Annotated in this window: 21 protein-coding genes and 1 pseudogene; 1 reads left to right on the forward strand and 21 read right to left on the reverse strand. The window is 64.7% G+C overall.

Annotation, left to right across the window (positions count from 1 at the left end):
• Positions 1 to 14: 14 nt before the first annotated feature.
• A pseudogene (locus tag ACX80H_RS05460) lies at positions 15 to 173 on the forward strand (HNH endonuclease signature motif containing protein); the annotation flags it as partial.
• A gap of 202 nt (positions 174 to 375) precedes the next feature.
• Here ACX80H_RS05460 and ACX80H_RS05465 read toward each other — a convergent pair.
• The 21 genes from ACX80H_RS05465 to rpmC form a co-directional block, all read right to left on the reverse strand.
• Complete coding sequence (locus ACX80H_RS05465) at positions 376 to 1,353, reverse strand: tRNA pseudouridine synthase A (RefSeq protein WP_459311632.1); 978 nt, start codon at positions 1,351 to 1,353, stop codon at positions 376 to 378.
• 22 nt (positions 1,354 to 1,375) lie between these two features.
• Entirely contained in the window at positions 1,376 to 1,969 is a 594-nt protein-coding gene (gene rplQ / locus ACX80H_RS05470; protein WP_459311633.1) for a 50S ribosomal protein L17, read from the reverse strand.
• 64 nt (positions 1,970 to 2,033) lie between these two features.
• Positions 2,034 to 3,044 carry a DNA-directed RNA polymerase subunit alpha gene (locus ACX80H_RS05475; RefSeq protein WP_055769255.1) on the reverse strand — a complete coding sequence of 337 codons (1,011 nt, stop codon included), beginning with the start codon at positions 3,042 to 3,044 and terminating at the stop codon, positions 2,034 to 2,036.
• Between the two features lie 152 nt (positions 3,045 to 3,196).
• The gene (gene rpsK, locus ACX80H_RS05480; RefSeq protein WP_026531448.1) at positions 3,197 to 3,598 is read right to left on the reverse strand and encodes a 30S ribosomal protein S11; all 402 of its coding nucleotides are present in this window, start codon (positions 3,596 to 3,598) and stop codon (positions 3,197 to 3,199) included.
• Positions 3,599 to 3,769: 171 nt separating this feature from the next.
• Entirely contained in the window at positions 3,770 to 4,147 is a 378-nt protein-coding gene (rpsM, locus tag ACX80H_RS05485; protein ID WP_087076867.1) for a 30S ribosomal protein S13, read from the reverse strand.
• 162 nt (positions 4,148 to 4,309) lie between these two features.
• Entirely contained in the window at positions 4,310 to 4,423 is a 114-nt protein-coding gene (gene rpmJ / locus ACX80H_RS05490; protein WP_043440658.1) for a 50S ribosomal protein L36, read from the reverse strand.
• A 21-nt stretch (positions 4,424 to 4,444) separates the two neighbouring features.
• On the reverse strand, positions 4,445 to 4,666 hold the full coding sequence (gene infA / locus ACX80H_RS05495; protein WP_019481515.1) for a translation initiation factor IF-1: 222 nt from the start codon (positions 4,664 to 4,666) through the stop codon (positions 4,445 to 4,447).
• A gap of 277 nt (positions 4,667 to 4,943) precedes the next feature.
• A complete protein-coding gene (gene map / locus ACX80H_RS05500) occupies positions 4,944 to 5,771 on the reverse strand; it encodes a type I methionyl aminopeptidase (protein WP_459311634.1) in 828 nt (275 codons plus the stop codon).
• Between the two features lie 11 nt (positions 5,772 to 5,782).
• Positions 5,783 to 6,346: an adenylate kinase gene (locus ACX80H_RS05505; protein WP_459313369.1), complete on the reverse strand. Its 564-nt coding sequence runs from the start codon at positions 6,344 to 6,346 to the stop codon at positions 5,783 to 5,785.
• 5 nt (positions 6,347 to 6,351) lie between these two features.
• Entirely contained in the window at positions 6,352 to 7,662 is a 1,311-nt protein-coding gene (gene secY / locus ACX80H_RS05510; RefSeq protein WP_459311636.1) for a preprotein translocase subunit SecY, read from the reverse strand.
• Positions 7,663 to 7,884: 222 nt separating this feature from the next.
• Complete coding sequence (rplO, locus tag ACX80H_RS05515) at positions 7,885 to 8,382, reverse strand: 50S ribosomal protein L15 (protein ID WP_087076874.1); 498 nt, start codon at positions 8,380 to 8,382, stop codon at positions 7,885 to 7,887.
• Positions 8,382 to 8,600 carry a 50S ribosomal protein L30 gene (gene rpmD / locus ACX80H_RS05520; RefSeq protein ID WP_301226179.1) on the reverse strand — a complete coding sequence of 73 codons (219 nt, stop codon included), beginning with the start codon at positions 8,598 to 8,600 and terminating at the stop codon, positions 8,382 to 8,384. The genes rplO and rpmD overlap by 1 nt, the downstream gene beginning before the upstream one ends.
• Positions 8,600 to 9,337: a 30S ribosomal protein S5 gene (gene rpsE / locus ACX80H_RS05525; protein WP_435868655.1), complete on the reverse strand. Its 738-nt coding sequence runs from the start codon at positions 9,335 to 9,337 to the stop codon at positions 8,600 to 8,602. Before rpsE ends, rpmD begins: the two co-directional genes overlap by 1 nt.
• Complete coding sequence (gene rplR / locus ACX80H_RS05530) at positions 9,334 to 9,717, reverse strand: 50S ribosomal protein L18 (RefSeq protein ID WP_087076881.1); 384 nt, start codon at positions 9,715 to 9,717, stop codon at positions 9,334 to 9,336. Before rplR ends, rpsE begins: the two co-directional genes overlap by 4 nt.
• A gap of 2 nt (positions 9,718 to 9,719) precedes the next feature.
• Positions 9,720 to 10,256 (reverse strand): 50S ribosomal protein L6, encoded by a 537-nt coding sequence (gene rplF, locus ACX80H_RS05535; RefSeq protein WP_459311639.1) that lies wholly within the window; start codon positions 10,254 to 10,256, stop codon positions 9,720 to 9,722.
• Positions 10,257 to 10,274: 18 nt separating this feature from the next.
• Complete coding sequence (gene rpsH, locus ACX80H_RS05540) at positions 10,275 to 10,673, reverse strand: 30S ribosomal protein S8 (protein WP_043440638.1); 399 nt, start codon at positions 10,671 to 10,673, stop codon at positions 10,275 to 10,277.
• 87 nt (positions 10,674 to 10,760) lie between these two features.
• The gene (gene rplE, locus ACX80H_RS05545) at positions 10,761 to 11,336 is read right to left on the reverse strand and encodes a 50S ribosomal protein L5 (protein ID WP_459311641.1); all 576 of its coding nucleotides are present in this window, start codon (positions 11,334 to 11,336) and stop codon (positions 10,761 to 10,763) included.
• Positions 11,336 to 11,710, reverse strand: a complete 375-nt coding sequence (rplX, locus tag ACX80H_RS05550) for a 50S ribosomal protein L24 (RefSeq protein WP_459311642.1) — start codon at positions 11,708 to 11,710, stop codon at positions 11,336 to 11,338. The genes rplE and rplX overlap by 1 nt, the downstream gene beginning before the upstream one ends.
• Before the next feature lie 3 nt (positions 11,711 to 11,713).
• Complete coding sequence (gene rplN / locus ACX80H_RS05555) at positions 11,714 to 12,082, reverse strand: 50S ribosomal protein L14 (RefSeq protein WP_049829173.1); 369 nt, start codon at positions 12,080 to 12,082, stop codon at positions 11,714 to 11,716.
• 373 nt (positions 12,083 to 12,455) lie between these two features.
• The gene (rpsQ, locus tag ACX80H_RS05560) at positions 12,456 to 12,767 is read right to left on the reverse strand and encodes a 30S ribosomal protein S17 (protein ID WP_087076889.1); all 312 of its coding nucleotides are present in this window, start codon (positions 12,765 to 12,767) and stop codon (positions 12,456 to 12,458) included.
• Positions 12,764 to 13,108 carry a 50S ribosomal protein L29 gene (gene rpmC / locus ACX80H_RS05565; protein WP_087076891.1) on the reverse strand — a complete coding sequence of 115 codons (345 nt, stop codon included), beginning with the start codon at positions 13,106 to 13,108 and terminating at the stop codon, positions 12,764 to 12,766. The genes rpsQ and rpmC overlap by 4 nt, the downstream gene beginning before the upstream one ends.
• Position 13,109 lies beyond the last annotated feature (1 nt).

Consider the following 13,109-nt stretch of genomic DNA (forward strand, 5'->3'; position numbering starts at 1 on the left):
ACCTGCGCCGGGCACTGGTCGCCCGGGACAAGGGTTGCGCCTTCCCGGACTGCACCATCCCCGCCAGTTGGTGCGAAGCCCACCACATCGACCCCTGGTCCAAAGGCGGGAGAACCAGTATCGCCAACGGGGTGCTGCTGTGCTCGAGACACCACCACCTCATCCACCAGGGCCACTGGAAAATTGAACCCCGAGACGGCATCCCCTGGTTCCACGCACCAGGGCACCCCGGCGGGGCAGGCACACCCAGGAGAAACACGTATTGGCTGGCCGGACAGGTTATCGACGACCGACTCCACCAACTCGGCGAAGCGCTGGCACGCGCAGAAATCTTGCAAAGGAACCGCTCCCCCACCGGCATCGGCCCGACCCCAGCTAGTCGGCGTCCTCCGCCGCACCGCTTCCCGACTGAGGCTCCAGGTGCCCGGCGTTCCTCCGGGAACGCGTCAGTTCAGCCCGATCGGCAAGTTCCTCATCGCCGGGGTAGGCGATCTCCTCGAGCACGAGCGGATGCGGAGCGGCCAGGATGGACCGAGCGTCCTTGAGGCGGGCTGCGAGCCTCTCCGCCAGCCACACCGGCGGCAGCTCTCCCGAACCCACACGCAACGTCGACCCGATGAGTGCACGGACCATGTTGTGGCAGAAGGCATCCGCCTGCACGGTGGCGTTGATGACGCCGTCGTGCCCGCGGACGAACTCGTAGCGCTGCAGTTCCCGGATGGTCGTGGCCCCCACCCGGGGCTTGCAGAACGCAGCAAAATCCTGCATCCCGAGCAGGTGAGCCGCACCCTCGTTGAGCAGCGCCACATCCAGTGCAGCCGGGTGCCACAGCGTGGTGTGGCGGCGCAGCGGGTCCTGCCCGGCCACGGTATCGGCGATGCCGTAGCTGTAGCGGCGCCAGAGCGCGGAGAAGCGCGCATCGAAACCGGCAGGTGCGCGGGTGGCGGAACGCACGACGACGGCGGGTACGGAGTTCCGGATGGAGCGGCCGCGTCCCGTCATGCCATCGGTCAGTTCACGGTTGATGGTGCCGGTCAGTCGGCGCAGGAAGGCGTCGGCAGGGTCGACGTCACGGCCCCGCGGCATGCCCTCCCACTCGGCCTGGGTCAGGTCGACGTGGGCCACCTGGCCGCGGGCATGGACACCGGCGTCGGTCCGTCCACCGACGGTGAGGCGCGCCTGCCGGCGCAGGAGGGTGAAGAGGGCACCTTCGAGGATGCCCTGGACGGTGATGAGCCCGGGCTGCAGGGCCCAGCCCGAGAAGGGCGCGCCGTCGTAGGAGATGTCGAGGCGGACCCGGACACGCAAAAGCCCGCCATCCCCGGAAGGGATGGCGGGCTCGAGCGTGGTCATGGCGTACGACGGAGGGGAAGAATTACTTCTTCTCGTCCTCGACGGTGCCTTCGACGACGACGACCTCATCTTCGGCGCCGGCTTCGGCGTCGATCGTGGTGTCCTCGGCTGCGACATCGTCGGCAGCGGGTGCCGAATCGACCGACTCGACAGCCTCAGCCGTCTCAGGAACCTCTACGGACTCGGCGGCCGGTTCTGCAGCAGCGGCGGGAGCCTTGGCCTGCTCGGCCTCGGCGACGACGGACTGCTTGGCGGACATGGGCTCCAGCACCAGTTCGATGACGGCCATGGGAGCGTTGTCGCCCTTGCGGTTGCCGATCTTCGTGATGCGGGTGTAGCCACCCTCGCGGTTCGCAACAGCGGGGGCGATGTCCGTGAACAGCTCGTGGACGATGCTCTTGCTGCTGATGACACCGAGGACGCGACGACGCGACGCCAGGTCGCCCTTCTTCGCGAACGTGATGAGACGCTCGGCGTAGGGGCGGAGGCGCTTGGCCTTCGTCACCGTAGTGGTGATGCGCTTGTGCTCGAACAGTGAGGCGGCCAGGTTGGCGAGCATCAGGCGTTCGTGCGCCGGACCGCCTCCGAGGCGTGGGCCCTTAGTGGGTGTGGGCATGGTGATTTCTCCTCATTAGGTGTCCGTCCCGCCGCCTTCCGGCGACGGGCGGACAGATAGCGTTTTAGAGCTCTTCGTCGCCGTAGGCGGCGTCGTCCTCTTCGATGGCAGCAGCGCGGGCGGCAAGGTCGAAACCTGGAGGGGAATCCTTCAGGGAGAGACCGAGCTCGACGAGCTTCGCCTTGACCTCGTCGATGGACTTCGCACCGAAGTTGCGGATGTCCATGAGGTCGGCCTCGGAGCGTGCAACGAGTTCACCCACGGAGTGGATGCCCTCGCGCTTGAGGCAGTTGTACGAGCGGACCGTGAGTTCGAGGTCCTCGATCGGCAGCGCCATGTCGGCAGCAAGCGCTGCGTCGGTGGGCGAAGGACCGATCTCGATGCCCTCGGCGGCGGTGTTCAGCTCGCGGGCGAGTCCGAACAGCTCCACCAGGGTGGTGCCGGCGGAAGCGACGGCGTCGCGCGGGGCGATGGCGTCCTTCGTCTCGACGTCGACGATCAGCTTGTCGAAGTCGGTGCGCTGCTCAACACGGGTCGCTTCCACGCGGAAGGTGACCTTCAGCACCGGCGAGTAGATGGAGTCGACCGGGATGCGGCCGATCTCCGAGTCGCCGGACTTGTTCTGAGAGGCGGACACGTAACCGCGGCCACGCTCGATGGTCAGTTCGAGCTCGAACTTGCCCTTCGAGTTGAGGGTCGCGATGTGGAGGTCCGGGTTGTGGAACTCGACGCCTGCGGGAGGCGCGATGTCCGCAGCGGTGACGACGCCGGGACCCTGCTTGCGCAGGTAGGCGACGACGGGCTCGTCGTGCTCCGAGGAGACGGCAAGATTCTTGATGTTCAGGATGATCTCGGTGACATCCTCCTTCACCCCGGGAACCGTGGTGAATTCGTGCAGCACGCCGTCGATGCGGATGCTGGTCACGGCAGCACCGGGGATCGAGGACAGGAGGGTACGGCGGAGGGAGTTGCCGAGGGTATAGCCGAAGCCGGGCTCGAGGGGCTCGATGACGAACCGCGAGCGGTTGTCGGCGACTACTTCTTCAGTCAGGGTGGGGCGCTGTGCAATAAGCACGTACATTTCCTTTCAGGAAGCATCCGCTATATGACGCTTCTAAATGGGTGGGACTGCGGGTCGGCCGGCTCGAAAGCTACTGGAACGGCACCGAACCGCCCTGCCGGAACATCTCGGTTCCTTCAGGGCGGCACGGTGACCGGGAGAGCAGATTAGACGCGGCGGCGCTTGGGCGGGCGGCAGCCGTTGTGAGCGCTGGGGGTGACGTCCGAGATGGAGCCGACCTCGAGGCCGGTGGCCTGCAGCGAACGGATGGCGGTTTCGCGACCCGATCCCGGTCCCTTCACGAAGACGTCGACCTTCTTGACGCCGTGCTCCTGGGCACGCTTCGCAGCAGCTTCTGCAGCCATCTGCGCAGCGAACGGGGTGGACTTGCGTGAGCCCTTGAAGCCAACCTCACCGGCGGAGGCCCAGGAGATGACTGCTCCGCTGGGGTCCGTGATGGACACGATGGTGTTGTTGAAGGTGCTCTTGATGTGCGCCTGGCCGAGCGCGATGTTCTTCTTATCCTTGCGACGCGGCTTACGCACCGCTCCACGAGTCTTGGGGGGCATTACTTCTCCTACGAAGGTATTGGGTAAAGCATTGAGTGGGACGAAATTCCCGCCGGAGCTTCTGCAAGGAGCGATCCGGATAGCGGGAGTCCCCTGGAAAGGGGCCTCCGCCGGCGAGGGTTCCCTGGCGTGACGAGCGCTAGCGAGTCACGTTAGGGAGCCGGTGGGGAACTAGCGTCCGACCTTCTTCTTGCCTGCGACCGTACGCTTCGGGCCCTTGCGGGTACGGGCGTTGGTCTTCGTACGCTGTCCACGTACGGGAAGGCCGCGGCGGTGCCGAATGCCTTCGTAGCTGCCGATCTCGACCTTGCGGCGGATGTCGGCTGCAACCTCACGGCGGAGGTCACCCTCGACCTTGAAGCTGCCTTCGATGTAGTCGCGGAGCTGGACCAGCTCGGCGTCGGTGAGGTCCTTGACGCGCGTGTTCGGGGAGATCCCCGTGTCGACGAGCGTCTTCTCTGCACGGGTCTTGCCCACGCCGTAGATATAGGTAAGCGCGATGACTACCCGCTTTTCACGGGGGATGTCTACGCCAGCGAGACGTGCCATAGTGGCGGTGCTCCTTTGGTGTTACCGGAGGTCTGAAGCAGAGCGTCCACGGAACGGGTGTTCCGGTCCCCGGCCTCCGTGCCGGGGGTGTACGTCCCTTCGGGACGCTGTTCTGCCGTGAAATGTACTTCTACGCGTGGGAAGAACCTCTGGAAGAGGTTCTTAGCCCTGGCGCTGCTTGTGGCGCGGGTTCTCGCAGATGACGAGAACGTTGCCTTTGCGGCGGACCACCTGGCACTTCTCGCAGATCCGCTTCACGCTCGGGTTGACCTTCATGGTTTTCCTTCGAGTTGATTCTTATTTGTAGCGGTAGACAATACGGCCCCGGGTGAGGTCGTACGGGCTGAGTTCCACTACGACCCGGTCCTCAGGAAGGATTCGAATGTAGTGCTGGCGCATCTTTCCCGAGATGTGGGCGAGAACAATGTGTCCGTTGGCCAACTCAACGCGGAACATCGCGTTGGGCAGCGCCTCGTTCACAGTGCCTTCAATCTCAATGACACCGTCTTTCTTGGCCATATCCTCCGCTAACGTCTATGCCCGCCACTTGCATGGCGGACGGGTTTGGGGTTTTGATTGTCAGACCCGCCGGGAGCCGGAGCTCGGACGGGAAGGTCTTCAGAGCCCAATTGGGCACGAAAAGCAGAGACAACCAACAGACAACTCTACGCTACTGTCCCCGGATCGTTAAATCGGACGGCAGGATCCGCCCCGCTGCCGCACCAGGCGCTACCGGGAACGACGAAGGTCCCGCACCGGAGTGCGGGACCTTCGTTCGTCATCGGGAGCCGAGCTGTCAGCCGGCCAAGGGAGCGGGAGTGACGCCGAGCGGCTCGAGCCGCGAGGCTCCCCCGTCCGGGGCCGACAGGACCCAGATACCGCCGTCGTGCACTGCGACGCTGTGCTCCCACTGCGAGGCGCGCTTCCCGTCCGTGGTGACCACGGTCCAGTCGTCGTCGAGCACTGCGGTTTCCAGTCCTCCCTGCACGAGCATCGGCTCGATGGCGAGGCAGAGTCCGGGCCTGACCTTTGGACCGCGGTTCGCGCTGCGGAAGTTCAGGACGTCGGGCGCCTGGTGCATCTGCGTCCCGATGCCATGGCCCACGTAGTCCTCGAGGATCCCGAGGGCGGGTCCGGGGACCGACGAGACGTAGTCGTCGATCGCGGCGCCGATGTCACCGACGAAACGGGCGGAGGCCAGTGCCGCGATACCGCGCCACATCGCCTCCTCGGTGACGTCGGAGAGCCGCACGTCCTCGGGCCGCTGTGACCCGACGATCACGGTGCGCGCCGAGTCGGAGTGCCACCCGCGCACGACGGCGCCGCCGTCGATCGAGATGATGTCCCCGTCCTGCAGCACGTAGCCGCCGGGGATCCCGTGGACGACCTCGTGGTTGACCGAGGTGCAGATGCTGGCCGGGAAGCCGTGGTAGCCGAGGAAGTTCGACGTGGCGCCCTCCTCGCCGAGGACCTCCTCGAAGACCTCATTGAGCTGGGCCGTGGTGACACCGATCTTGGCCGCTGCGACGGTGCGGTCGAGTGCCGTGGAGAGCACCCGGCCGGCCTCGCGCATCACGAGCATCTGGCTGGTCGTCTTGTACTCGACCTTCGGCTGGCGGAACATTCCCAAGAGTCCTAGCTCGCTACCTTGAGCGCTGCCATGACGCGCTCGGTGACCTCGTCGATCGCCCCGATGCCGTCGACCTTGGTGACGATGCCGCGCTCGTCGTACCGGGACACCACGGCTTCGGTCTGGTCGTGGTAGAGCCCGAGTCGGTGGCGGATGACCTGCTCGTTGTCGTCCGAACGGCCGTCCAGCTTCGCCCGACCGAGGAGCCGCTTCACGAGCTCCTCGTCATCGGCGGTCAGTTGCAACACCACATCGAGTTCGAGCTCGTTCTCGCGGAGGATGTCGTCGAGTTCGGCGACCTGCGACGCGGTGCGCGGGTACCCGTCGAGGAGGAAGCCGTCCTGGACGTCGTCGGCCGCGAGGCGGTCGCGGACCATGCTGTTCGTGACGCTGTCGGGGACGAAGTCACCGGCATCCATGTACTTCTTGGCCTCGAGACCGAGGGGCGTCTCACGCTTCACGTTGTCGCGGAAGATGTCGCCGGTCGAGATGGCCACGACGTCGAGGCGGTCCGAGATCCGCGCGGCCTGGGTGCCCTTGCCGGATCCGGGGGGACCGATGATCAGCATTCTCGTCAACGCAACAACCCTTCGTAGTGACGCTGCTGGAGCTGAGCGTCAATCTGCTTTACCGTCTCGAGTCCCACGCCCACCATGATGAGGATCGAGGTGCCGCCGAACGGGAAGTTCTGGTTGGCACCGATGGCCACCAGCGCGATCAGCGGGATCAGGGCAACAAGGCCCAGGTAGATGGCACCCGGGAGCGTGATGCGCGAGAGCACGTACTGGAGGTACTCGGCCGTGGGACGCCCGGCGCGGATGCCGGGGATGAACCCACCGTACTTCTTCATGTTCTCGGACACCTCGTCCGGGTTGAACGTGATGGCCACGTAGAAGTAGGTGAAGAACACGATGAGCAGGAAGTACAGCGCCATGTACAGCGGGTGGTCTCCGCTGGTCAGGTAGGTGGTGATCCAGTTGACCCAGCCGGCCGGGGCCGTGCCGTCCTGCGGGGTGTTGAACTGTGCGATCAGGCTCGGCAGGTAGAGCATCGAGGACGCGAAGATCACGGGGATGACACCGGCCATGTTGACCTTGATCGGGATGTAGGTGCTGCTGCCGCCCAGCGTGCGGCGGCCCACCATGCGCTTGGCGTACTGGACCGGGATGCGTCGCTGCGACTGCTCCACGAAGATCACGAGGGCGACGACGACGACGCCCATGAGCAGGACGAAGGTGAACACCGTGGCGCCCTGGGTGCGGAGGATCTCGCCGAGCGAGGTGGGGAAACCGGCGGCGATGGCCGTGAAGATGAGCAGCGACATGCCGTTGCCCACGCCACGTTCGGTGATGAGTTCACCCATCCACATGATGAGTCCGGTACCGGCAGTGAGCGTGATGATCAGCAGGATGATGGTGATCAGTGAATCGTTCGGGATCAGGGGCACCGGGCAGTTGCCGAGCAGTGCGCCCGAGCGGGCGAGCGAGACCAGGGTGGTGGCGTTGAGCAGGCCCAGCGCGATGGTCAGGTAGCGCGTGTACTGGGTCAGCCTCGACTGGCCCTGGGCACCTTCCTCGTGCAGTTCCTGGAAGCGGGGAATGACCACCCGGAGGAGCTGCGTGATGATGCTGGCCGTGATGTACGGCATGATCCCCAGCGCGAAGATGGAGACCTGGAGCAGGGCTCCCCCGCTGAAGAGGTTCACGAACTGGTAGAGGCCGCCCTCGGTGTTGCCCAGAGCGAGGCACTGCTGCACGTTTCCGTAGTCGACGCCGGGAGCGGGGATGAAGGCTCCGAGGCGGAAGATGGCAATGATTCCCAGCGTGAACAACAGCTTGCGCCGCAAGTCTGGCGTCCGGAATGCCCGGCCAATAGCGCTAAGCAAGCGTCCTCCTGAAGGTCTGTTGGTCCTGTGGCGGACCCTACACAACAACCGAGTCTAACGGTTGGTCACCCGTGGCAGAGCACCGGCGGGTGTGGTGGCCTGAGCCGAAAAAAGACTCCTGGTGGGCTGATACAGCCCTGCCCACCAAGAGTCTAGTTCCAAAGTGCCGCCGATCACAGCCAACCCCTCCCCCAGCGCGCCGGGGAAGGGGTGGCAGGAGACCTACAGCTCGGTGACGGTCCCGCCGGCTGCGACGATCTTCTCTGCAGCGGATGCGGAGAAGGCGTCGGCCGAGACGTTCACAGCCACGGTGATGTCGCCGGTCCCCAGCACCTTGACGGGCTGGTTCTTGCGGACGGCACCGTTCGCCACCAGGCTTTCCACCGTGACGTCGCCGCCAGCGGGGTAAAGCTCGGAGAGCTTGTCCAGGTTCACGACCTGGAACTCGACGCGGAACGGGTTCTTGAAGCCGCGCAGCTTGGGAAGGCGCATGTGCAGCGGCAGCTGGCCGCCGGCAAATCCTGCCTTCACCTGGTAGCGGGCTGCAGTTCCCTTGGTACCACGGCCTGCGGTCTTACCCTTCGAACCCTCACCACGGCCAACACGGGTCTTCGCCGTCTTGGCTCCGGGTGCGGGGCGCAGGTGGTGGACCTTGAGGGCGTGGACGCGCTCTGCTTTTGCCTCGGGTGCGGCCGAAGCCGCGGTGTTGTTCTCTGCCATTAGTTGGCCTCCTCAACCTTCAAGAGGTGCGGAACCGTGTTGATCATGCCAACGGTGACGGCGTCGGCTTCACGGACCACGGTGTGGCCGATCCGCTTGAGGCCGAGCGACCGCAGCGTGTCGCGCTGGTTCTGCTTGCCGCCAATGGCGGACTTGATCTGGGTGATCTCGAGCTGCGCCGAGCTCACGCGCACGTTCTTCGGTGTGATCGCGGTCATTACGCACCTGTCTTCTGAGCTGCGATTGCGCGCAGCATCTGGTGGGATGCGACCTCGTCGAGGGGCAGGCCACGGCGGGCCGCGACTGCCTGGGGCTCTTCGAGGCGCTTCAGCGCGTCAACGGTGGCGTGAACGATGTTGATGGCGTTCGCGGAACCGAGCGACTTGGAGAGGACGTCGTGGATGCCGACGCACTCCAGTACCGCACGCACCGGACCACCGGCGATAACGCCGGTACCCGGGGAGGCGGGACGGAGAAGAACGACGCCTGCAGCCGCCTCGCCCTGCACCAGGTGCGGGACGGTGCCACCGATGCGCGGAACGCGGAACATCGTCTTCTTGGCTTCCTCGACGGCCTTCTGGATGGCGGAGGGAACTTCCTTCGCCTTTCCGTAGCCGACGCCGACCATGCCGTTGCCGTCGCCTACCACCACGAGGGCGGTGAAGCTGAAGCGGCGGCCGCCCTTGACGACCTTGGCGACACGGTTGATGGTGACGACGCGCTCAATGAACTTGTCCTTGTCGTCATTACGTCCGCCGTCGCGTCCGCCGTCACGGCCACCACGGCCGCGCTCGCCGCCGCGGGAGTTGCCGCCACGCTCGCCACCACGGGCGTTGCCGCGGCGGTTGGCGTCAGCCGACGCGGTGTCAGTTGCACCTGCAGCCGGAGCTTCGGCCGCGGGCTGCTCTGTAGCCGTATTCAATGGGGCTTCCTTTGCCTTGTTTTCCTCGGTCACAGTGCCAGCCCACCTTCACGTGCGCCGTCTGCGATTGCTGCAACGCGACCGTGGTACTTGTTGCCGCCGCGGTCGAAGACGACAGCTTCGACACCGACAGCCTTGGCACGCTCTGCAACGAGTTCGCCAACGCGCTTGGCCTTGGCGGTCTTGTCACCGTCGAATGCACGGAGGTCCGCTTCGAGGGTGGAGGCTGATGCTACGGTCACGCCCTTGGTGTCGTCGACGACCTGCACGAATACGTGGCGGGCCGAACGGTTGACGACCAGGCGGGGACGGACAGCCGTACCCGAGACGCGCTTGCGTACACGGAGGTGGCGGCGTCCACGCGAGGCGGACTTGCTCTTCGAGCTGCGCTTCTTGTTGATGCTCAGACCCATGGTTACTTACCAGCCTTTCCGACCTTGCGGCGGATGATCTCGCCTGCGTAGCGGATGCCCTTGCCCTTGTAGGGGTCAGGCTTGCGCAGCTTGCGGATGGTTGCAGCGACCTCGCCGACCTGCTGCTTGTTGATGCCTGCGACCGAGAGCTTGGTGGGGCTGTCGACGGTCAGGGTGATGCCCTCGGGAGCCTTGACGGCGACCGGGTGGCTGTAACCCAGAGCGAATTCCAGGTCGCTGCCCTTGGCCTGCACACGGTAACCCGTGCCCACGATCTCAAGGTTCTTCTTGTAGCCCTCGGTGACTCCGACAATCATGTTGGAGATCAGCGTGCGGGTGAGGCCGTGGAGCGACCGCGACTCGCGCTCGTCGTTCGGGCGCGCGACGGTCAGGGTGCCCTCGTTCAAGGAGACCTCGATGGGGCTGGGAACCGTGTGGCTCAGCTCGCCCTTCGAGCCCTTGACGGTGACCTCGTTGCCGTTGACTGCGACCTCGACACCGGCGGGAACGGCGATGGGGAGACGTCCAATACGTGACATTATTCTTTCCCTTTCCCGTTACCAGACGTAGGCGAGGACTTCCCCACCCACACCCTTCTTGGATGCCTGGCGGTCGGTGAGCAGACCGGAGGACGTGGACAGGATGGCGATGCCGAGGCCGCCGAGCACGTGGGGCAGGTTCGTGGACTTGGCGTACACGCGCAGACCGGGCTTGGAGATACGGCGGATGCCGGCGATGGAGCGCTGGCGGTCCGGTCCGAACTTGAGGTCGATGGTCAGCTTCTTGCCGACCTCCGCTTCCTCTTCCTTCCAGCCGGCGATGTAGCCTTCGGCCTTCAGAATGTCCGCAACGCGGGCCTTCAACTTGCTGTATGGCATGGACACGGAGTCGTGGTAAGCCGAGTTTGCATTGCGCAGACGCGTGAGCATGTCTGCGACAGGATCTGTCATTGTCATGTGGGCTCTTGCCCTTCCTCGAAACGGTTTCCGGGCTCCGGACGGCACTCAGGGTGCCGGCTGGAGAGGACCTGCAACGTAGTTAGATTAATCTTCGGATTTGAAGGGGAAGCCGAGCGCCTTGAGGAGCGCGCGGCCCTCGGCGTCGGTCTTGGCGGTCGTGACGACGGTGATGTCCATGCCACGTACGCGGTCGATACGGTCCTGGTCGATCTCGTGGAACATGGACTGCTCCGTGAGGCCGAACGTGTAGTTGCCGTTGCCGTCGAACTGCTTGCCGTTGAGTCCGCGGAAGTCGCGGATACGGGGCAGGGCGAGGGAGATCAGGCGGTCCGTGAATTCCCACATGCGGTCGCCACGCAGGGTAGCGTGCGCACCGATGGGCATTCCTTCTCGGAGCTTGAACTGCGCGATGGACTTGCGGGCCTTGGTGACCTGCGGCTTCTGGCCCGTGATCGCGGTGAGGTCCTTGACGGCCCCGTCGATCAGCTTGGAGTCCTTGGCGGCGTCACCGACACCCATGTTCACGACGACCTTGACCAGGCGCGGGACCTGATTGACGTTGGAGTAGTTGAACTCCTCCTGCAGGGTTGCCTTGATCTCGGAGGCGTAGCGCGCCTTCAGGCGGGGAAGAACCCGGGCTTCTGTGGTTTCGACAGTCATTACAGATCCTTCCCTGATGACTTGGCCACGCGGATGCGGACGACGCGCTCGCGGCCGTCGCGCTCGACGGTCTCGGTGCGGTATCCGACGCGGGTCGGCTTCTTGGTCTCGGGATCGACGACGGCGACGTTGCTGATGTGCACGGGTGCCTCGACAACTTCGATGCCACCGGTCGTGGTGCCGCGCTGCGACTGCCCGACCTTGGTGTGCTTCGTGATCCGGTTGATGCCTTCCACGAGGACGCGGTTGGTCTCGGGGAACACCTTCAGTACCTTGCCCTGCTTGCCGCGGTCTCCGCCGCGGTCCTGCTTGGCTCCGGTGATGACCTGGACGAGGTCACCCTTCTTGATCTTGAGCTTTGTCTTCTGTGCCATGGACTACAGCACCTCCGGCGCCAGCGAGATGATCTTCATGAAACGCTTGTCGCGGAGCTCGCGACCGACAGGGCCGAAGATACGGGTACCGCGGGGGTCGCCGTCGTTCTTCAGGATCACTGCTGCGTTCTCGTCAAACTTGATGTAGGAACCATCCGCGCGGCGGCGTTCCTTCTTGGTGCGGACGATGACCGCCTTGACGACGTCACCCTTCTTGACGTTGCCGCCGGGGATCGCGTCCTTCACGGTGGCGACGATGACGTCGCCGATGCCTGCGTAGCGGCGCCCGGATCCTCCGAGAACACGGATGGTCAAGATTTCCTTGGCCCCCGTGTTGTCGGCGACCTTTAGCCGCGACTCCTGCTGAATCACTTATTACTCCTGTCGTCGCGCCGGTTCTCTCATCGAGCCTTGCGGAACGGATATGGGTGGGCCCCGTAATACTGGTACTCAGCACGTGCACGCCGGGCGCGCGGCTGTGCGTGGATCCTTTGCACAGCGGATTTGTGATGAACAAGATTATCGGGCTTTTGCCTATTTGCCCGGTGTGAAGGAAACCCCCGAAGGGATGCCCCGCAAGCGGAAGTCCTGGGCAGGAGACCCTGCGGAGGAACCCTCGTGAGGGCATGCGCCAGCCCACCAGACAGACAAGGTTCTTATCGTATCGCGAAGACGCCCCGGACGCGAAATCGCGTCCGGGGCATCTGCTGCTGTGCCGGCGGGCCGGCATGCTGCTCGGGTGTTGCTACTTGGCCTTCTCGATGACCTCGACCAGGCGCCACCGCTTGGTAGCGGACAGCGGGCGGGTCTCGCTGATCAGGACCATGTCGCCGATGCCGGCGATGTTCTCCTCGTCGTGCGCCTTGACCTTGGAGCTGCGGCGGAGCACCTTGCCGTACAGGGCGTGCTTCACGCGGTCCTCGACCTCGACGACGATCGTCTTCTCCATCTTGTCCGAGACGACGTAGCCACGGCGTACCTTGCGGTAGCCGCGCGAGTTGGCGTCGTGGACGGCCTTCTCGGTTCCTACGGTCGTTTCGCTCTGCTGCTCACTCATTTGGCGTCCTCCTCAGAAGCCTCGGTGTCCACGGAAGGTTCGTCCTTCGTGGAGGCCTTCTTGGCTTTCTTGGGCTTGTCCGCCTTCGCGGGCTTCGCTTCCTCGACGGGAGCTTCGACCTCGGGACGGATACCCAGTTCACGCTCACGCAGCACCGTGTAGATGCGTGCGATGTCGCGCTTCACCGAACGAAGGCGACCGTGGCTTTCGAGCTGGCCGGTGGCCGACTGGAAACGGAGGTTGAACAGCTCCTCCTTGGCCTTGCGCAGTTCTTCCACCAGACGGTCCTTATCGAAGCCGTCCAGCTGGTCTGTTGCCAGTTCCTTTGAACCCAGAGCCATA

The sequence above is a fragment of the Arthrobacter pasteuri genome (assembly GCF_054510955.1).

What these genes read in the sequence shown, in the direction of transcription:
- ACX80H_RS05465 (WP_459311632.1), bottom strand. Translation starts at nt 1,353, where the DNA reads ATGACCACGCTCGAGCCCGCCATCCCTTCCGGGGATGGCGGGCTTTTG.
- rplQ (WP_459311633.1), bottom strand. Translation starts at nt 1,969, where the DNA reads ATGCCCACACCCACTAAGGGCCCACGCCTCGGAGGCGGTCCGGCGCAC.
- rpsK (WP_026531448.1), bottom strand. Translation starts at nt 3,598, where the DNA reads ATGCCCCCCAAGACTCGTGGAGCGGTGCGTAAGCCGCGTCGCAAGGAT.
- rpsM (WP_087076867.1), bottom strand. Translation starts at nt 4,147, where the DNA reads ATGGCACGTCTCGCTGGCGTAGACATCCCCCGTGAAAAGCGGGTAGTC.
- rpmJ (WP_043440658.1), bottom strand. Translation starts at nt 4,423, where the DNA reads ATGAAGGTCAACCCGAGCGTGAAGCGGATCTGCGAGAAGTGCCAGGTG.
- infA (WP_019481515.1), bottom strand. Translation starts at nt 4,666, where the DNA reads ATGGCCAAGAAAGACGGTGTCATTGAGATTGAAGGCACTGTGAACGAG.
- map (WP_459311634.1), bottom strand. Translation starts at nt 5,771, where the DNA reads ATGTTCCGCCAGCCGAAGGTCGAGTACAAGACGACCAGCCAGATGCTC.
- ACX80H_RS05505 (WP_459313369.1), bottom strand. Translation starts at nt 6,346, where the DNA reads ATGCTGATCATCGGTCCCCCCGGATCCGGCAAGGGCACCCAGGCCGCG.
- rplO (WP_087076874.1), bottom strand. Translation starts at nt 8,382, where the DNA reads ATGGCAGAGAACAACACCGCGGCTTCGGCCGCACCCGAGGCAAAAGCA.
- rpmD (WP_301226179.1), bottom strand. Translation starts at nt 8,600, where the DNA reads ATGACCGCGATCACACCGAAGAACGTGCGCGTGAGCTCGGCGCAGCTC.
- rplR (WP_087076881.1), bottom strand. Translation starts at nt 9,717, where the DNA reads ATGGGTCTGAGCATCAACAAGAAGCGCAGCTCGAAGAGCAAGTCCGCC.
- rplF (WP_459311639.1), bottom strand. Translation starts at nt 10,256, where the DNA reads ATGTCACGTATTGGACGTCTCCCCATCGCCGTTCCCGCCGGTGTCGAG.
- rpsH (WP_043440638.1), bottom strand. Translation starts at nt 10,673, where the DNA reads ATGACAATGACAGATCCTGTCGCAGACATGCTCACGCGTCTGCGCAAT.
- rplE (WP_459311641.1), bottom strand. Translation starts at nt 11,336, where the DNA reads ATGACTGTCGAAACCACAGAAGCCCGGGTTCTTCCCCGCCTGAAGGCG.
- rplX (WP_459311642.1), bottom strand. Translation starts at nt 11,710, where the DNA reads ATGGCACAGAAGACAAAGCTCAAGATCAAGAAGGGTGACCTCGTCCAG.
- rpsQ (WP_087076889.1), bottom strand. Translation starts at nt 12,767, where the DNA reads ATGAGTGAGCAGCAGAGCGAAACGACCGTAGGAACCGAGAAGGCCGTC.
- rpmC (WP_087076891.1), bottom strand. Translation starts at nt 13,108, where the DNA reads ATGGCTCTGGGTTCAAAGGAACTGGCAACAGACCAGCTGGACGGCTTC.